Genomic DNA, 18,173 nt, shown 5'->3' with positions numbered 1-18,173 from the left:
CACTGCCGGAAATCCAGGGCGCGATCAATAGCGACCATTCGTTACCCGATAGGGCGAACCTATCAAGCGACGAGCGCTTGGCTTTCGGCCAGCTTCTTCGCCTCGGCGACCAGCGCCGCCACCAGCGGGATCACCGGCTCGCGCTGCGGCGCGACAAGGCCGATTTCATGGACGGCCTCAGGCTCGACGATCGGGATCGACCGCAACGGCGCCGTCACGTTCAGCGTCTTGACGAGCTTTTCCGGCAGCACGGTCGCCCAATGGCCGAATTTCACATGGTCGAAGAGCAGGATGACGCTGTTCGATTCGAGAATCGGCGACGGCTCCGCCCCGCCCTTGCGAATGAGCCGTTCGATGATGCGGCGGTTTTGCATGTCCGGCGTCAGCAGGCAGAGATCGATGCGCCCGATCTCCGCCCAGGTCACCCGCTCGCGGTCGCCAAGCGGATTGTCGGCGAAGGTCAGGAGCCGGTAGCGTTCGGTGCACAGCGGCACCGCGCGCACGCGGCCGAGCGGCTCATTGTCGAGATAGGTGATGCCGGCGTCGATCTCGAGATTGTCGAGCATCGTCAGCACCTCGCTCGACGAGGCGGAAATCACCGAAAAACGGACGCCGGGATGCTTCTCGCGATAGGGCGTGGTGAGCGCCGAGACGATGCCGAGCGCGGTGGGTATGACCGCGATCTTCAACTGGCCGACAAGGCCTTCCTTGAGCGTGCGGACTTCCTGGCGCATGGCCCGCGCGTCGCCGACGATCCGCTTCGCCCATTCGAGCACGCGCTCGCCTTCCGCCGTCAGCCCGTGGAAGCGCGACGAACGGTTGATGAGCAGCACGCCGAGGGAATCTTCGAGCTGCTTGACGCCGGCGGAAAGCGTCGGCTGGGTGACGCCGCAAATCTCAGCCGCGCGCGAAAAGCTTTTCTCTTTTGCGACGGCGATCAGGAATTCAAGCTTTTCGATCACGACCGGAGTCCACAGGCGCGGGACGCGCCAAGATGCGCAGATCCCCTCGCCGGCCAATTTGAGCGACCCGCCGCATCTCGGCCGGTCCAGGGCGTCGCTGGCGCTTTCTTTGACCGCGCAGGCTTCACAATAGCATATCCGCTCCGGCAGCGCCGAAATTTTCCAAGGAATACAAATCCGCTACGGACGATCGGGCATTTTGCCCGATATAGGCCCGCAAGCCGTCGCGCGCATTGGACCGCATTGCGATTCCTGCTCTACTGAGCGGCGGATCCTCAACGGGGAATACGCCCATGCGACTGATCATCGGGCTCGTCCTGCAGCTTGTCGGCATCGCCCTCCTGTGTTTCACGCTCACGGCGGGCTGGGTGATGTTCGACGCGCATCGCGCGGTCGAAGCGGAAGCGACGACCTCGGCGGATCGCGTCGCGCATCAGCTCGAAAATCTCTACTGGCACGCGATTCTGTGGCGCGGCAGCATGCGCCGCGACAACATTCTGCCGATTCCCGAATGGCAATCCCTGACCACTTTGAAGCTCGTCTCGCCGGGCGTCTGCATCAGCTATGCGCCGGGAGCGCAGGAGCCGGACACGCTGTGTAGTCAGCTCGAAGGCGTCGGCGCGGCGGCGCCCGCATGGTTTTCGAACGCCTATGAGCGCATCTTCGGCGCACATGCGCCGATCGTTCGGCCGCTGACCGTGCGGCAACCGGAGACCGGGGCGATCGTCGTCAGGGCGGATCCCGACGCGGCCATCCGGCAAGCCTGGCGACAGATCTCAATCATCGTGAGCGTCGCGGCGTCGATGGCGTTCTGCATCTGCGCGCTCGCCGCCATCGCCATCGTGCATGCGCTGGCGCCGACGCGCGCCATCGTCGACGGGCTGCGCCAATTGGAGCAGGGCAACTACGGGAGCCGGCTCAACGCCGTGACCAAGGGCGAATTCGGCCTGATCGCCCGCGCGGTCAATGACCTCGCCGAACGCCTGGCGCAGACGACGGCGGAGCGCGCAGCGCTCACCAAGCGGCTGTTCGAGGTCCAGGAAGAGGAACGCCGCGCCCTCGCCCGCGACCTCCACGACGAATTCGGCCAGTGCCTGACCGCGACCCTGGCGTTCGCAGGCTCGATCGAGGCGGCGGCCGCCAAGACTGACCCGGGCGTCACTGAAGACGCGCGTTCGATCGCGCGCGTCGCCAAGCGCATGATGACCAGCCTGCGCGACGCGCTGGCGCGACTGCGCTCGCAGGACCTCGAAGAGCTCGGGCTCGAAACCTGTCTGCTCCAGCTCGCCGCGACCTGGAACGCCAAGGCCGGACGGAAGGCCGTCGTCCACGTCAGACTCTTCGGCGAGCTTGGCGACGTGCCGCAGACCATTTCGACGAGCCTCTACCGCATCGCGCAGGAATGTCTCACCAATGCGATGCGGCATGGCGATTCGAAAAACGTCTATCTGCGCGTCGAGCGCGGGACGGCAAACGACGGACTCGTCGCGCTGACGGTCGAAGACGACGGCGGCGGCGACGCCTCGCGCCTCGCCGCCGCCTCGGGCCATGGCATTCTCGGAATCCGAGAACGGATCGCGGCCTTTGGCGGAAGCCTCTCGATCAGCGACGCCGCGCATGGCGTGCGCGTCGTCGCGCGCATTCCGTTCGCCGGCGGCGGCGTGGCGGCGATGAACGGTCTCGCGCCGGCATGAGCACGATTCTTCTCGTCGACGACCACCCGATCGTTCGAGAAGGGTATCGGCGGCTCCTGGAGCGACAGCCGGGGCACAAGATCGTCGCCGAGGCCGACAACGCCGCGGAGGGCTATCAGGCCTATCGCCGTTTCTCGCCCGACGTCGTCATCATGGACCTTTCTCTGCCGGGCGCGAGCGGCGTCGAAGCGGTCCGTCATATCCGGCAATGGGATAAGGGCGCGCGCATTCTGATCTTCACCATGCACAGCGGCGCGGCTTTTGCGCTGAAGGCCTTTGAAGCCGGCGCGTCCGGATATGTCACGAAAAGCAGCGACGCCGCCGAGCTTCTACGCGCGGTCGCGATCGTCGCCAAGGGCGGCCGGGCGCTGAGCGACGACGTCGCGCGCGAAATCGCCGCGGAACGGCTGAGCGAGGGATGCGCGTTCGTCGACGAGCTGGGCCCGCGGGAGACGGAGATCCTGCGGCTTGTCGCGTCCGGGCGCACCACGGAGGACATCGCGGCCCTCCTGAATCTCAGCCCGAAAACCGTTCAGAACTACCATTATCAGATCAAATCCAAGATCGGCGCGCGCACCGACGCCCATCTCGTCTGGCTCGCGATCGGCGCCGGACTCGTCGACGACGCGTCGGCGCCCTGATCCGCCCCGGAAGGGAAAATTGCCCAAGCCGCCATGGGCGAAAGGCCGAAGCCGGAACGGCGGCGCGCGGCTACGCCTGTCCCGGCAGGGAGAGCGGAGCTTGGCCATGAGAACCACGGGAAAAAAGACGCGCTTGCGAATCGTCATGTCGGCGCTGATCGCGATCATGATCGCCGGAGCCGCACAGGCCCAGTCTTCTCCGCTCCTCAAACTCGCGGTCTTCGGCATTGAACTCGACGATTTCACCGCCGGAGGGCCGATCGCCGGCGAAAGCCCCGAAGAAACCGCGCGCCTTGAACGGATGACCGCGCTCGCCCGGGAGCTTCTGGCGCAATCCGGACTGTTCGAGATCGTCGACGGAAGCGTTTCGACGGACCAGAACGTCAAGGACCATTGGCTGCGCAAGTGCAACGGCTGCGACGCGGACATCGCGCGCGATCTCGGCGCAGACCTGTCCTTCGTCGGCTTCTTTCGAAAAGTCAGCGTGATGGAGCAATATCTCGAACTGCGCATCCGCGACGCGCGCACAGGCGGCCTCGTGCATGTGTCGCAAACCGATCTGCGCGGGGAAACCGACCAGTCGTGGAGTCGCGCGCTGAAGTTCCTGATCCGATACCAGCTTGTCGAGCCGGAGCTTGCGCGCCACAATCGTCCTGCTCAGCCGTGAAGACCGCGCCGCGCCTTGCGAAAATGAGGTGAAGATCAGGGTTAAGACTTCGCTAATTGCCCCCGAATCGCCCTATTCGCCGCCTATTTCGGCTGTGCGCCTCCGGCGCTATTATGAATGCGGCGTTTTCAAGCGAGCCTGCGCGTTTCGGCGTCTGGTGATGGGGCTATGCGGATGATCTTCTCGAAGTCCACATTGATTGCGGCGACGAGCGCGGCATTGATTGCTTTCGGCCTCGTCGCGCCCGCCCGCGCCACGCCGTCGATCGTCGTCGACGTCACGTCGGGCGCCGTGCTCTCGCATGATCAAGCGACCGCCTCCTGGTATCCCGCCTCTGTGACGAAACTGATGACCGTCTATGTGGCGCTCGAGGCGGTGCGCCAGGGCCGGATCTCGCTCGACACGCCGGTGATGATGTCGCCGCGCGCCTGCCGCGAGGCGCCTTCCAAGATGGGCTTCAGACCCGGCTCGGAAGTCACCCTGCACAATGCGCTCGTCATGCTGATGGTGAAGTCCGCGAACGACATCGCCGTCGCGATCGCCGAAGGCGTGTCCGGCTCGGTTGAAGCCTTCGCCGACGAGATGAACCGCGCTTCCGCCGCGCTTGGCATGACGCAGTCGGTGTGGGTCAACCCCAACGGCCTGCCCGACGCGCGGCAGGTCACGTCCGCCCGCGACCTCGCCATTCTCGGCCGAGCGCTGTACCTGCAGTTTCCCGAGCACGCCAATCTGTTCAACATCGGCGCGATGCAGCTCGGCAAGCAGATCATTCCCACGCATAACCACCTTCTCGGCCGCTATCCCGGCGCGGATGGCATGAAGACCGGCTTCACCTGCTCGGCCGGCTTCAATCTTGTCGCGTCCGCCAGCCGCGGCGGCCGGCGTTTGATCGCCGTCGTCCTCGGCGCGCCCAACCCCATCTTGCGCACCGCGAAGACGGCGGCGCTGCTCGATCGGGGATTCCAGAGCGGCGCCGTCGCTTCGCTCGCCACGCTGGCGAGTTCCGGCCCGACGGCGGCGCCTGACTTGCGCGAGTCGGTCTGTCACCACCGCGGGCCGGCGGCGGCGGAATTCATGGCGGAGATCGAGGACGCGTCCGTCCCGGTCGGCTCAGGCGTTCCGCTGCTCGATACGCTTGGCGGCGTTCAGCAACAACGCATGACCGCCAAGGAGATTGCGCACCTGCCCCGCCCGCGCTTCGATCCCGTGACCGTCTATGTGGGACGCGCGCCCGGCTATGTCGGACCGGTGGCGCGGACGCGCGCGCCGGGAGCGCCCGTGGGCGAGCAGACTGACCTTGCGGCTTACGCGTCGCAGTCCGAGCCCAGCGGCGCGGGCGCTTCGCCAATCAGCAAGCCGGCGCCGGACGCCGTTTCGCTGCGCCGAGGCGCGAAGCGCGCCAAGGCCGGGAAAGCGGCGCGCGCCGCAAAGGCGGCCAAGGCTGCCAAAGCGGCCAAGTCGGAAGCCCCGAATGTAGAGATCATTAGCGACGAGCCGCGCCCGAAGCCCAAGGCGCAGAAAAGCGCGACGAAGCCGAAGCCGGCGGCGCCGCGCGCCGAAGCTCAAAAGCCGGCCGCGCCGAAGACGCGCTCCGCCGCCGAACAGGGCAAGAGCTGACGTCGTCGAAGCGTTCGTTCTGGAAGCGCGCGTCGTTTTCGGCGAAGATGCGCGTCTTCGGCAAGCGGAAAATCTCTTCCGCTCCGACGCGAGTTCCGCCTGAATGAATGACCTGACCAAGCCCGCCGCCGATCCGGCGACGCGTTCCGCGCCGCCGCCAATTCCGCTGACCGTCGTCACCGGATTTCTTGGGGCCGGCAAGACGACGCTGCTCAATCGGCTGCTCGCCTCGCCGGCGCTCGCGGACACGCTCGTCCTCATCAATGAATTCGGCGAGATCGGCCTCGATCATCTCTTCATCGAGAAGATCGACGGCGACATGGTGCTGATGAGTTCGGGCTGCGTCTGCTGCACGATCCGCGGCGATCTGGTGAATACGCTCGAAGATCTGCTGAAGCGCCTCGACAATGGCCGGATCAAGCCGTTCCGGCGCGTGGTTCTGGAGACCACCGGCCTCGCCGATCCCGCGCCGATCCTACACGCGATCATGTATCATCCCTATCTGATGATGCGCTATCGGCTAGACGGCGTCGTGACGCTCGTCGATGCGGTCAATGGCGAGGCGACGCTCGACGCGCATGAGGAAGCCGTCAAACAGGCCGCCATCGCCGACCGGCTCGTCCTCACCAAGGCCGATCTGCCGGAGGGCGCGAAGCGCCTCGACGCGCTGAAGGCGCGGCTCGCGCACCTCAATCCGGGCGCGCTGCAGCTTGACGCCGCCAAGGGCGAAGCGACGCCCGAGGCGCTCATCGACTGCGGCCTGTACGACGCCGAAACCAAGACGCCGCGCGTGAAGCAATGGCTGAACGCGGAAGCGGTCGAAGCGGCGCAATCGCATGATCATGCCGACCACGATCATAGTCACGGCCACGATGATGATCATGATCACGACCATCATCACGGCCGCCATCGACATGACGTGAATCGCCATGACGCGCATATCCGCGCGTTCTGCTTCTCGGCGGATACGCCGCTGACGCCGGCCTCCTTCGACATTTTCATCGATCTTCTGCGTCACACGCATGGGCCGCGCATGTTGCGCGTAAAGGGAATCGTCGCGCTCGCCGACGATCCGTCGCGTCCCGTGGCGATCCACGGCGTGCAGCATGTCTTCCACCCGCCGCACCGCCTCGACGCCTGGCCGGACGACGACAGGCGCACGCGCATTGTCTTCATCGTCAAGGATCTCGACGAAGCCTTCGTCCACGGGCTCTACGGCGCGCTCGTCAATCACCCCGCGCCGGACCGTCCCGACGCCCAGGCGCTCGCCGATAATCCGCTGGCGCCGAAAGCCGGCGGCCTGCTCGGCTGACGCGCGCGACCCCTATTTTGCCGGACCGCTGAACAGGTTTCGAACGCGCTGCTCGAATCCCTGCAACTCGTCGCGCCATTGCGGGGAGAGCCTGGCCAGTCCGCTGGACGCCTGCGTCGAGAACCAGTCGGCGACGGCGTGGGCGACCAGCGAGACGCCGCTCTCGAAACGGGATTTTTCGTGCGGTCCGCGAAGCCAAAAGGCCACGGTCGGAAACGCCGTGACGGTCACCATCGCGGCGCCGACAAGCGCCGAGGCGGTCTCCGGCGTCAATTGACCTCTCGCGACGCCAAGATAGGTCAGCGCGACGACCAGCGGCAGCGTGGTCGACGACAACAGCGCCAACGCCGGCATATCCTGATCGGGCAGCGTCCCGCGATACAGATTGAGCGGCGCCAGGCGGATGACCAGGAACGCCGCGCAAAAGACGATGAATTGCACGACGCTGGCCGGACTCGAGACCAGCGCCGGCAGATCGAAGGACGCGCCGCTCTCGATGAAAAACAGCGGGATGAGGAAACCGGAGCCGATGGCGGTCAACCGTTCTTCGAGAATCTCGGCCTTGGTGCCATGCACCAGGACGGCGACGGCCATGCCCGCCATGTAGGAGCCGACCACAAGCTCCATGCCCAGCCGGTCGGCGAATGAGATGAAGCCGAGCAGGATGACCAGCGAGATTCGAATGGGAAGCAGCTCGCTGTCGCCAAGCCAGCTGACGACGCTATCCGCAAGACGATCGGAACGCGCGCGCTTGAGAAACACGATCGTCGCCAGTCCGATCGCCATGAACAGCGCGCTCAACAGCGTCTGGTGGAGATGATGATCGTGTCGCGCGAGAGCGATCGATGCGAGAATCAGCGGCCCGATTTCGCTGACGGCCGCGACGCCAAGGACATAATGTCCGAATTCATTGTCGAGCTCGCCGGACTGCCGCAGCATCAGGATCAATATGCCGAACGCCGTGGTCGGCAGGATCAGCGCGACAAGAAGCGGCGACTCCACGAGGCCGACGACGTAAAGCAGTCCGGAAATGACGATCGAAAGGCCGAGGGACACAAGCCAGGCGTAAAGACCGAGCCGAAGCGGCTTTCCGGTTATCTCCATCTGGTTGAATTCGAAACCCGCCTGAAAAAACAGATAGGCGAGCCCGAATTCCCTGAGAAAGTCCAAGGCGCTGTCGGCGCTGACCAATCCCACGCCGCTTGGGCCGACCAGCATGCCGAGCAGAAGTTCGATGGCGACGATCGGCGCGCGCGCAAAAATCGGAATTCGATTGAGCAGCGGCGCCAGCACCGCGATGCAGGAGATGACGAAGATCGCGTGGAACTCTTTCATATGCGTCTGTCTCCTCCTGGGCCGACGTCGCACGGCGCCCGTGCATCGCCAAGGGCGCGACGCGGACAAGCGATTCTTTTCCGGGTCGGCACAATGCGTTAGAGTTCCGTCCGCGCTCAACCCCTGATTTCGCAAGCGCGGCAAACATTCATTTGGAAGGATGGATTGACCGGGTTTCGACCCTTGACGCGGGGCGCCGCGACCGGCCTCTCTCGACGCCTTGCATCGGCGGGACAGGCGCTACTCGATCTCGTCTATCCGCCCTCCTGTCTTGTCTGCCGGAAGGCCGTCGCCGCGCATGGCGCGATCTGCGCCGAATGCTGGCGCGACATCGCCTTCATCGAGCGCCCCTATTGCGAGCGGCTCGGCACGCCGTTCGAGCGCGATTTGTCGCAGCCGGGCCTGATCTCGCTGGAAGCGGCGGCCAATCCGCCGGCTTTCGGCCGCGCCCGAGCGGTCGCCCGCTACGACAGCGACAAGGCGCGCGCGCTGGCGCACCGGCTGAAATATTACGACCGGCTGGAGCTCGCCGAGCCGATGGGCCGCTGGATGGCCCGCGCCGGCGCCGAACTCCTCGCCGACGCCGACGTCATCGCGCCCATCCCGCTGCATCGGCTGCGGATTCTCGCCCGGCGGTTCAACCAGTCGGCGGCGCTTGCCCAGGCGGTCTCGCGCGCCAGCGCCGTGCCGGTGGAGACCATGGCGCTCGAGCGCGTCAAGCCGACCGCGCCGCAGGTCGGGCTGACGCGGGCGCAGCGCGCCGCCAACCTCTCCGGCGCCTTCCGCGTCGCGCCGGAGCGCGCCGACGCCGTCCACGGCCGCAATGTCGTCCTCGTCGACGACGTGCTGACCACCGGCGCGACCGCCAACGCCGCGACGCGCGCTCTGCTCAAGGCGGGCGCGGCGCGCGTCGACCTCCTCGTCTTCGCACGGGCCGTGACAAGCGCATGAAGGCCGGCGTATAAGCGCGCCATGGCCCCGCGCATCGAAATCTACACAACGCCGACCTGCCCCTATTGCATCGCCGCCAAGCGGCTGCTGACGCAAAAGGGCGCCGAGTTCGAAGAAATCTCGGTGGCGTGGGATCCGCTCGGGCGCCGCCGCATGAGCCAGCGCGCCAACGGCCGCTCGACCGTGCCGCAGATCTTCATCGACGACCGGCACATCGGCGGCTGCGACGATCTCTACGACCTCGAACGCGGGGGCGAACTCGACGCGCTTCTCGCCGGCGGAGCGGCGGCATGATCCGCTATTCGCTCATCTGCGACGCCGGCCACAGCTTCGAGAGCTGGTTTCGCGACAGCGCCAGCTACGAAAAGCAGGCGGCTGAGGGACGGATCGCCTGCCCTTTTTGCGAGTCGACGAAGATCGCGCGCGACGTGATGGCGCCGAACGTCGCCAAGCAGCGCGACGAGGCGGCGCGCGATCTGCGCGTGAAGCTGCGCGAGCTGCACGACACCCTGGTCGCGAACTCGGAAGACGTCGGCGACCGCTTCCCCGAGGAGGCGCGCGCCATGGAGGACGGCGAAACTGAACGGCGCGCGATCCGCGGCCGCGCCACCTTCGAGGAAGCGAAGGCGCTGCTCGAAGAGGGCATCGAAATTCTGCCGATCCCGGGACCGCCCAGCGACGGCAACTGAATTTGTCCACGCCGGTCGTCATTGTCGGCGCCAGTTTTTCTGGGCTCGCCTGCGCTCAGGCGCTCGCCGAACGCGGCGTCGCCACCACCATCATCGAACGCAAATCCGAACCGGGCGAAAAGCCGCATACGACCGGCATTCTCGTGCGCGAGGCGGCGCACGCCATCGATTGGCTCGGGCCGCTGCCGGAACATGTCGCGCGGCGCGTCGACGGCGTGCGGCTCTATGCGCCCGATATGCGCTGCATCGATCTTTCAGCGCCGGGCTATTACTTCCTCGCGACCGACACGCCAGAATTGATGCGCCTGCTCGCGCGGCGTTGCGAGGCGGCCGGCGTGCGCATTCAATATGGCGCGCCGTTCACCAAAGCGGCAGCGCATGCGAATGGCTATGCGCTGCCGGATGGAACGGTCGCCTGCTATCTCGTCGGCGCCGACGGCCCGAAGTCGCATGTCGCGAAAACGCTCGCGCTCGGCGAGAACCGTCACTTCATCTTCGGCGTCGAACATGAATATGAAGGCGCCGATTTCGACGCGAGCGACCGGCTGCATTGCTTCATCGATAAGCGGCTGGCGCCGGGCTACATCGGCTGGATCATCGCCGGCGTCGGCGTCACGCAAGTGGGACTGGCCCGCAGGCTTGGCGCGACTTCGGCCGCGGAGGCGAAGAGCGCCATGGCGGCGTTCCTGGAAAAAATCGCGCCCGTCGCCGATTTTCGCGATCGCGCGCCGACCAATGTGCGCGCCGGACTTATTCCGTGCGGCGGCCTCGTTTCGCCGCTCGCGGCGCCGCGCGCGCTGCTTGTCGGCGACGCCGCCGGCATGGTCTCGCCGGTCACCGCCGGCGGCATTCACACGGCGCTGCGCCATGGGCGCGCCGCGGGCGTCGCCATCGCGGATTTTCTCGACGGCCGCGCGCAGGACCCAGCGCTTTGGCTGCCAAAGTCTTATCCGCGTTTTCGCTTAAAGCGGACTCTACGCTGGAGCTACGACAACTTCCAAAACGACGCGGCGTTCAATCTGCTGCTGCGCTCGTCCGCCATGCGCGCGGCCGCCAGCGTCGTGTTCTTCCACAGAATGCGCGCGCGATGAGGCGCACATCCCGCGCCGTCCTTACAATTGTCCTTCATTTAGTTCGCCAATTTCGAACGTGTCCAAAAGCTGTTCCAGCTTGCGCTTGATCTCCGGCCACATCGGCATGAATATTCGTGGAAAGTCGGCTTTAATCACCGCGTCCAGGCGCGCATAGCGGAAAAACATCTGGCATTCGGGGCGACGATCCCATCCCGAATCTTCCGTGTGATCCTTGATTTCCTCCGCCTGACACTCAAAAAATAGATCGATCGGCTTTCTGTCGACATAGTAGAAATCGACGGCCTCACCCCCACCCAGCTCGGTCTTGTAGCGGGACATATCTCCGATGACGCCGATGCGCTTCAAATTGAACTTGTCCGGCTTCGGACCAACCGTCAGGTTTCTGGATTTCAAAGAAACATTGTCAGGGTCGAGAGAAATCCGTTGTCTGCCATAGAACATTTTCTGAATCACTCGAACCTTTTCAGCCTCCCCACCCTGCACTTTTACTTCGGAATCCACGCTTACAATCATCTTTGTCCTGTCGAGGCCTCGACGTCGGATGTGTCGATCTGTCGGTTGCAGGACCGTGAAATCCGGCAGATCCACGCCGATGCTGAACCCATGCGCATAAACGTCCCGATAGTTCGGATCTGGATAGCCGGGCATTGTCGCGGACTCGCACCCGACATCCGCCCATGTCACATATTCGGCGGGCACGCGCAGGCGGACGCGCCAGCCCGGCGGGTCCATCAGCCAGCGCAGTTCGAGAAAACGACGCCCGTCCGGATCATTGACGAAGCGTTCGTTCGGGACGCAGTCGGTCTTCTCGGTTTTTCCCGCGAAGACAGTGCGGCCGATATGGTTCGCCACCCAAAAAAGCGCGGCGACGATTGCGAGAGGGCCAACAACCCAGCCCACAAACCGATGAACGGAAACGCCGGTAAGCGCCGATGTGAACGCAGCGAAGCGGATGCGGCTCCAGGCGAATAGGCTGGTCAACATGTGAAGCCCGCGCGGCCGAACGACGCCGCTCATGTTTTTCTCCGGCGAAAGGGTTCAGCCACATTCCGACGCGACGCTTTCACTGGAATTTACGGCAACAGCAACATAATGATCGACCACATAAAAATAGCTGACCCAATGAAAGGACCAACAAGCTTTTGTTTGGCGTCTACGATATCAAAATCTCGACTATTGCGCGGGTTAACCATCACCCTGACGCGCTCGCCCTTTTTTCTCTTGGTCAAGCCACTCGTGACGCTAACAATTTCAACTTGCTCTCCATCCTTCAACTCTATCAGACATTCATAGACGATGTTGTTGTCTCCTTTAAGAGAGCCCTCACAATCGACTACGGCGCCGTCTAACTTTTTCCAATTTTTAAGCCGCAAGTAATACGCAAATCCGCTGTACGTCATGAACGCGACCGCAAATCCTGCGGGAACAATCCATATATATTTATCATTGCCAGGCATTAAGTGGATATAAACGTTGTGAAAGCGTCGACCAACTGAAACCGGCGCGCATTCCAAATCACTTGCACATCTCCTCAAGAGCCGCTGTCGCGTCAGCTCTATTCAAGCCAATCTTAATTTTATCGCTATAAAGCAGCGCCACCGATTTGCTTAAAAAGAAAGATCTTTTCTCATCTGTGACAGTCTCGTTTGACGCATTCATCAGATACGCAAAGGATGGCGCATTCCACGCTCCGATCGCCTCCGAAACGGCTACCTGCGCGCACAACATAGATTGATTGATATTTATCAAAGAGTACGAACGAAAAATTAAAGATCTGCCAGCAATGTAAAGACTTCCACATCCACCAGATCTTTTAATATGATCCGCGACAACCACAGGATCTAGAACTTTAGCCTGTTCGACTTCCGGGAGACTGTCTAAGGTTTCTTTAACTGCGGGCGAACTTATAAGGAATTCCGTTAGATAACCGATTCGTTTGCCGATATAGCCTTCGACGTCAGTTGTCATAACTATTACATAGTCGACTTCTCCATGGTCAAGAAAACGAACGCCCAGGTTGGCTATTTGAAACCAACTTGCGATTTGTGATTTTATTTGTTCGATTTTTCCAATTTCATGGTCTTGCGTCATCCTCTCGTCGAGGACAATCCTTACCTTTATGATGGCGTCTTTTGGCCATCTTTGAACCTCTGCAATCCCATCTGACGAATCAAGCGCGGGCAACCACGCCTTTGCAATAAACTTGAATGATAGACATTTCCTACTCTCCGCATGCGCATCAGACAAAGGAAGCGCTAATGACAAAAGAGCGAACAAAACGGCGCCCGCCGCCTTCTTCGTCCCGCTCGACGCGTCAATTCGACGTAATTTCCTTGCAGTCCTCATCCAACTCGCCTGCCTTCTCGGGCTAATCTAGTCCAGCTGGGATCGCGTTGACCGCGCATAATCAGTCACTGACATGGCTTGGTCGGGGGAGATCCGCATGCCTGCAGACGCTCTCATTCTGAACCTGCAATATTGAGGCGCTTTGGGTTTTCGTCCGCGCATGCACCGATTCTCCGCCGCACCTTCAACCGCCGACTGCGTCATGCGCCGCCTTTCCCCCTGAAAACGACAGACCGGCTCTCCGGCCAAAAAACGGACGTCTCATGCCGCGCGACGATCTTTGTCGCCGCGTCCGATCGAAATCACTTGCACATCTCCTCAAGAGCCGCTGTCGCGTCAGCTCTATTCAAGCCAATCTTAATTTTATCGCTATAAAGCAGCGCCACCGTTTTGCTTAAAAAGAAAGATCTTTGCTCGTCTGTAATAATCTCGTTTGGAAAATTCATTAGATACGCAAAGGATGGGGCGTTCAAAACTCCCATCGCCTCCGAAATGGCCACCTGCGCGCACAGCACCGGTTTACCAACATCGATTAATGAATATGAACGAACAATCACAGCGTTATTAGCAATATAAAAACTTCCACATCCACCAGCTTTCTTAATACGGGCCACGATTACCGCAGGATCTGAAAATCTAGCCCGCTCTACTTCAGTGAGACTAGCTAAACCTTCTTTGATCGCAGGCGAACTTAACAGGAAACCCCCTACGTAGTCGAGCTTTTTACCAATATAACCTTCGACGTCAGTTGTTAAAACTAAGACATAATCGGTATCGGCATCGCCTTGGTCAAAAAAACGAACGCCTAGGTTAGCTAATTGAAACCAACTTGTTATTTGCGATCTTATTTGTTCGATTTTTTCAATTTCATTGTTTTGCATCGTCATATCGTCGAGGGTAACTCTTACCTTGATGATAGCTGCATTTGGCCATTTTTGAATTACTGTAATTCCATCTTCCGAATCATTTTTGGGCAACCACGCCTTTGCAGCAAACTTGAATGATAGACATTTCCTACTCTCCGCATGCGCATCAGACAAAGGAAGCGCTAATGACAAAAGAGCGAACAAAACGGCGCGCGCCGCCTTCTTCATCCCGCTCGACGCGTCAATTCGCCGTAATTTTTTCGCCGTCCTCATCGAACTCGCCTGCCTTCTCGGGCTAATCTAGTCAAGCTGGGATCGCGTTGACCGCGCATGCGTCTGTCGAGTTTTCGGGTGATGAACTCAAGCGCGGAGCAGCAATTTCCTGCTGGAAGTCGGGCGGTCGGAGCGAGCGCTGATTTTTGTTCAAGATCAGTGCGCCGAGTGTGCAGAGCGCGACCGCTCACGCGATGAGGTTCATCGCCGATGAAGGCGCCTTATCCCTGCGGCAGATCGAAACGCTGGCAGCTGATCGCGCTTAGGCGGCCGCGCGCGCGCTCCTGATCGGAGGCGCGCTTCGCCAGAGAGCGGATCAAGATGAAGCCGCGCTTGGTCGGCGCCGTGAGCCGCACTTCCTGCGGCGGCGGGGCGTCGCCCTCATCCGCGCTCGCCATGGCGTCGATCTGGCGCGCGTCGCCGACGACGATGTCGATCTTGCCCTTGATCGCCGAGCGGTCGGTCATCGCATGATAGATTCGGCCGGCGTTGGCGTGAAAGGACAGGCCGAGAAAATCCTCGCCGTCGACGCTGGTCTTGACCCGCAGCGGACCCTTGGCGAGATCGTAGACGCAGACCGCCTCGGCGAAGGCCGGATCCTCGAAGGGCAGCGTCTCGGCGCCCGGCGCCATCGGCGGCAGCATCACCAGCCCCTCGGCCGGCGCGGCGCTCTTCACATAGGTCGCCAGTCGCGCCAGCGCGTCATTGGGCGCCACGGTCGGCATCAGCAGCACCGATATGATGTGCACGATGCCGGCGACGAGCAGCGTGGCCACCACCCAGGGCAGGAATTCGAGAATGCGATCGGGAATGTTCAGGCGCATCCGACTTTCACGATTTTCGGGAAGGAATTCGAATCCGCAGCCGCTTCGGTGTCGAGCGGCGTATCATAGAGCCGCAGCATGACGACGAAGCCCTGCGCCCCGCCCGGCGAGAGCCAGTTGCCGGGCCGCGCGTCGCGCGCGACGTCGATGTCAAACGCGCCGCCCTCCTTGCGCAGAATGTCGATCGAAGAATAGCCGTAGCGCTCCGCCGGATTGGCGAGCAGACGGCCGTCGGGGCTTGCGAGCGCGATGGTCCAGAAGCGCGCGGTGGGCAGCGGATCGATAATCCGATATTCGCAGTCGGCCTTGAGCGGCGCGCCGTTCGAATCGGTCCGCGCGATGAAGGCCAGCCCCTGATCGCGGCCGAGCGGCGCCTCTCCCGAACGCGACACCACCGCCCGCGCATAAGGATCGATCGTCGCGCCGCCGATGTCCGGCCAGGCGGTCCACGGCCCGGCGCGGAAGGCGTTGAACCCGTAGCCGGCGTTGAGCGACAGAACGGTCGCCCCCAGGCCGATGACGAGGCCGGCGATCATCGCCGAGGCGGCGCGCAGATAATTGGCGTAAGGCTTGAGGTCCAAGACGCGCTCCCGCTATCGAATCACGCCATCGGCGGCGCCGCTCGCGCGCTGCGCCTCGCGCCGCACGGCGTCCGACCCGGCGGGTTCGGGCGCCTCGAGCGCGCTCTGCTTGTCGCCCGCGACCGCCTTGATCTTCGACTGAATCGATTCGAGCGCCTGCATCGCGCCCTTGGACAGGGTGGCGGGACGCTGCGGCGCGCCGAGCTCGAGCGGCTTGACCGTGTTGGCGTTGGCGGCGGCCGTCGCACCCTTGGGATCCGGCCGCAATCCGACGATCGGCTTCAGGATCGCGCCTTGATGCGCATAGGCCATGATGTCGTGCCAGGTGCCCGCCGGCAGCGAGCCGCCGGTCATGTTGTTCATCGACGTGTTGTCGTCATTGCCGTACCAGACGCAACCGCCCATCGTGCCGGAAAAGCCGCAGAACCAGGCGTCGCGATAGCCGTTGGTGGTGCCGGTCTTGCCGATGACGTCGATCCCCTGCCCGAGCTGCGCGCGCCTGCCGGTGCCTGCCTCGACGACCTTCTTCATCATGCCGGCGAGTTCGACCACCTTGCTGAACGGCACGGCCTGCGTCTGCGGCGGCGCATCGCGATCGTGGCGATACAGCAGATCGCCCTGGCGGTTGCGGATTTCGACGGCGGCGTAGGGCGTGACTCTCTTGCCGCCGTTCACGAAGGATCCATAGGCCGCGGAATGTTCGAGCAGGATCACGTCGCTCTGTCCGACCGGAAGCGACGGCGTGTCTTCGAGCGGCGTGCTGATGCCGAGCCGCCGGCAGGTCTCGATGATCTTGGCGCGGCCTTTCCGCGAATCGCCGCCGCCGATCGCCTGCGAGAGCTGGATGGCGATCGTGTTCAAGGATTTCGCCAGCGCCATGGCGAGCGGCATGGAGCCGGCGTAGCCGCCGCTGTAATTGTGCACGCAATAATTGCCGATGCAGGTCGGCCGGTCGGTGACGATGGTCGTGGGCTTGAATTTGCCGGTCATCAGCGCCGTCAGATAGACGTACGGCTTGAACGAGGAGCCGGGCTGGCGCGCGGCGTCGGTCGCGCGGTTGAATTGGCTCGCACCGTAATCGCGCCCGCCGACGACGGCGCGCACGGCCCCGTCAGGCTCGATCACGACCGCCGCGCTCTGCTTGACCCGGAAGCTGCGGCCCTGCTCGCGCAGATTGGTCTCGATGACCTCCTCGGCGCGCTTCTGAACATTGGAGTCGAGCGTGGTGCGCACGCTGAGCACGCGATTGTCGCCGAGCTTGCCCTCCTGAGCGAACTTGCGGATCTCGCTGTAGGCGTAGTCGAGATACCAGTCGGGGCTCGTCTCGCGCGCGCGATCGATCGGCGTCGCCGGACTGCGCAAGGCGGGGATGACCTGGCTTTCGGTCATGAAGCCGGCGTCGACGAGATTGTTGAGCACGTCGTTGGCGCGGGCGCGCGCCGCCGGCAGGTTGACGTGCGGGGCGTATTTCGTCGGGGCCTTGAAGAGGCCGGCGAGCATCGCCGCTTCGGACAGGGTGACGTCCTTGACCGACTTGCCGAAATAGAATTCGGCCGCGGCCTGAATGCCGAAGGCGCCGCCGCCCATATAGACGCGATCGAGATAGAGCTTGAGGATCTCGCGCTTGGTCAGATGATGTTCGAGCCACAGCGCGAGGAAGGCCTCATTGATCTTGCGGGTGATCGTGCGCTCGTTCGAAAGGAAAAGATTCTTGGCGAGCTGCTGGGTGATCGAGGAGCCGCCCTGCACCACGCCGGACGAGCGCGCATTGACGGTCAGCGCCCGCAGCGTGCCGATCGCGTCGATGCCGAAATGCTCGTAGAAGCGGCGGTCTTCCGTCGCCAGCACCGCCTTGATGAGATGATCGGGATATTGTTCGAGCGGCACGGCGTCGTCATGCTTGATGCCGCGCTGGCCGACTTCGGCGCCGTAGCGATCGAGGAATGTGACGGCGAGATCGGTCTGCTTGAGCCAATTCTCGTCGCTCGTCATCTGAAAGGCCGAGGACGCGAGCGCCATGGCGACGATGCCGGCGCCGAGCCCGAGAGTCAGCGCCTCGCAGGACAGCTCCACGCCGACCCGCGCGAGGCCGGAGACGTGAAACCGCTCCATGAAGGTCGAGAAATCTTCATAGAGCTCGCGGGCCCGCCGCCCGCTCTGAAACATCGCGGAATCGATCAGCGCGTCGAACGCGAGCAGGATGCGCTTGACGCGCTTGGTGAAAGCAGAAGCCTGGAAACGCTTCAACACAGCGCAGATGCTCCCTGCGTCCGATAAACCTACCGGCGCTTCATGGACTTTAACACTTTTTAAACCATCTT

The 18,173-nt window shown here is 62.9% G+C and carries 18 protein-coding genes; 9 read left to right on the top strand and 9 right to left on the bottom strand.

Features of this window, described 5'->3' with window-relative positions; genetic code table 11:
* Nucleotides 1-62: 62 nt before the first annotated feature.
* Complete coding sequence (locus tag AB7F41_RS03125) at nt 63-962, bottom strand: LysR family transcriptional regulator (protein WP_428382300.1); 900 nt, start codon at nt 960-962, stop codon at nt 63-65.
* 293 nt (nt 963-1,255) lie between these two features.
* On the opposite strand from AB7F41_RS03125, the gene AB7F41_RS03120 reads away from it, so the two are divergent.
* The 5 genes from AB7F41_RS03120 (at nt 1,256) to AB7F41_RS03100 (ending at nt 6,893) form a co-directional block, all read left to right on the top strand.
* Nucleotides 1,256-2,656 carry a histidine kinase gene (locus AB7F41_RS03120; protein ID WP_428382302.1) on the top strand — a complete coding sequence of 467 codons (1,401 nt, stop codon included), beginning with the start codon at nt 1,256-1,258 and terminating at the stop codon, nt 2,654-2,656.
* A complete protein-coding gene (locus AB7F41_RS03115; protein WP_428382303.1) occupies nt 2,653-3,297 on the top strand; it encodes a response regulator in 645 nt (214 codons plus the stop codon). Before AB7F41_RS03120 ends, AB7F41_RS03115 begins: the two co-directional genes overlap by 4 nt.
* A 106-nt stretch (nt 3,298-3,403) precedes the next feature.
* Entirely contained in the window at nt 3,404-3,964 is a 561-nt protein-coding gene (locus AB7F41_RS03110) for a DUF3280 domain-containing protein (protein WP_428382305.1), read from the top strand.
* A 174-nt stretch (nt 3,965-4,138) separates the two neighbouring features.
* On the top strand, nt 4,139-5,581 hold the full coding sequence (locus AB7F41_RS03105) for a D-alanyl-D-alanine carboxypeptidase family protein (protein ID WP_428382307.1): 1,443 nt from the start codon (nt 4,139-4,141) through the stop codon (nt 5,579-5,581).
* A gap of 103 nt (nt 5,582-5,684) precedes the next feature.
* Nucleotides 5,685-6,893: a CobW family GTP-binding protein gene (locus tag AB7F41_RS03100; protein WP_428382309.1), complete on the top strand. Its 1,209-nt coding sequence runs from the start codon at nt 5,685-5,687 to the stop codon at nt 6,891-6,893.
* 12 nt (nt 6,894-6,905) lie between these two features.
* On the opposite strand, the gene AB7F41_RS03095 is transcribed toward AB7F41_RS03100, so the two are convergent.
* Entirely contained in the window at nt 6,906-8,228 is a 1,323-nt protein-coding gene (locus tag AB7F41_RS03095) for a cation:proton antiporter (protein WP_428382310.1), read from the bottom strand.
* Nucleotides 8,229-8,411: 183 nt separating this feature from the next.
* On the opposite strand from AB7F41_RS03095, the gene AB7F41_RS03090 reads away from it, so the two are divergent.
* The 4 genes from AB7F41_RS03090 to AB7F41_RS03075 are packed head-to-tail and all read left to right on the top strand — an operon-like array spanning nt 8,412 to nt 10,959.
* Entirely contained in the window at nt 8,412-9,179 is a 768-nt protein-coding gene (locus tag AB7F41_RS03090; RefSeq protein ID WP_428382341.1) for a ComF family protein, read from the top strand.
* A 21-nt stretch (nt 9,180-9,200) separates the two neighbouring features.
* Nucleotides 9,201-9,473, top strand: coding sequence for a glutaredoxin 3 (gene grxC / locus AB7F41_RS03085; protein ID WP_428382312.1), 273 nt, complete (start codon nt 9,201-9,203; stop codon nt 9,471-9,473).
* Nucleotides 9,470-9,868 carry a DUF1178 family protein gene (locus AB7F41_RS03080; RefSeq protein WP_428382314.1) on the top strand — a complete coding sequence of 133 codons (399 nt, stop codon included), beginning with the start codon at nt 9,470-9,472 and terminating at the stop codon, nt 9,866-9,868. The genes grxC and AB7F41_RS03080 overlap by 4 nt, the downstream gene beginning before the upstream one ends.
* 2 nt (nt 9,869-9,870) lie before the next feature.
* Nucleotides 9,871-10,959: an NAD(P)/FAD-dependent oxidoreductase gene (locus AB7F41_RS03075; RefSeq protein ID WP_428382316.1), complete on the top strand. Its 1,089-nt coding sequence runs from the start codon at nt 9,871-9,873 to the stop codon at nt 10,957-10,959.
* Nucleotides 10,960-10,980: 21 nt separating this feature from the next.
* On the opposite strand, the gene AB7F41_RS03070 is transcribed toward AB7F41_RS03075, so the two are convergent.
* The 7 genes from AB7F41_RS03070 to AB7F41_RS03040 form a co-directional block, all read right to left on the bottom strand.
* Nucleotides 10,981-11,979: a hypothetical protein gene (locus AB7F41_RS03070; RefSeq protein WP_428382317.1), complete on the bottom strand. Its 999-nt coding sequence runs from the start codon at nt 11,977-11,979 to the stop codon at nt 10,981-10,983.
* A 56-nt stretch (nt 11,980-12,035) separates the two neighbouring features.
* Complete coding sequence (locus AB7F41_RS03065) at nt 12,036-12,362, bottom strand: hypothetical protein (protein WP_428382319.1); 327 nt, start codon at nt 12,360-12,362, stop codon at nt 12,036-12,038.
* A 115-nt stretch (nt 12,363-12,477) separates the two neighbouring features.
* Nucleotides 12,478-13,308, bottom strand: coding sequence for a hypothetical protein (locus AB7F41_RS03060; protein WP_428382321.1), 831 nt, complete (start codon nt 13,306-13,308; stop codon nt 12,478-12,480).
* Between the two features lie 302 nt (nt 13,309-13,610).
* Entirely contained in the window at nt 13,611-14,447 is an 837-nt protein-coding gene (locus tag AB7F41_RS03055; RefSeq protein WP_428382323.1) for a hypothetical protein, read from the bottom strand.
* 221 nt (nt 14,448-14,668) lie between these two features.
* The gene (locus AB7F41_RS03050; protein WP_428382325.1) at nt 14,669-15,271 is read right to left on the bottom strand and encodes a DUF1254 domain-containing protein; all 603 of its coding nucleotides are present in this window, start codon (nt 15,269-15,271) and stop codon (nt 14,669-14,671) included.
* Nucleotides 15,262-15,852 carry a DUF1214 domain-containing protein gene (locus AB7F41_RS03045; RefSeq protein WP_428382327.1) on the bottom strand — a complete coding sequence of 197 codons (591 nt, stop codon included), beginning with the start codon at nt 15,850-15,852 and terminating at the stop codon, nt 15,262-15,264. Before AB7F41_RS03045 ends, AB7F41_RS03050 begins: the two co-directional genes overlap by 10 nt.
* A 12-nt stretch (nt 15,853-15,864) precedes the next feature.
* Nucleotides 15,865-18,099: a transglycosylase domain-containing protein gene (locus AB7F41_RS03040; RefSeq protein WP_428382343.1), complete on the bottom strand. Its 2,235-nt coding sequence runs from the start codon at nt 18,097-18,099 to the stop codon at nt 15,865-15,867.
* Nucleotides 18,100-18,173 lie beyond the last annotated feature (74 nt).

The sequence above is a fragment of the Methylocystis sp. genome, from assembly GCF_050251305.1.
Classification (GTDB): Bacteria; Pseudomonadota; Alphaproteobacteria; order Rhizobiales; family Beijerinckiaceae; genus Methylocystis.
Note: the sequence above shows the minus strand (reverse complement) of the source record. Positions and strands in the feature narration are given on the sequence as shown.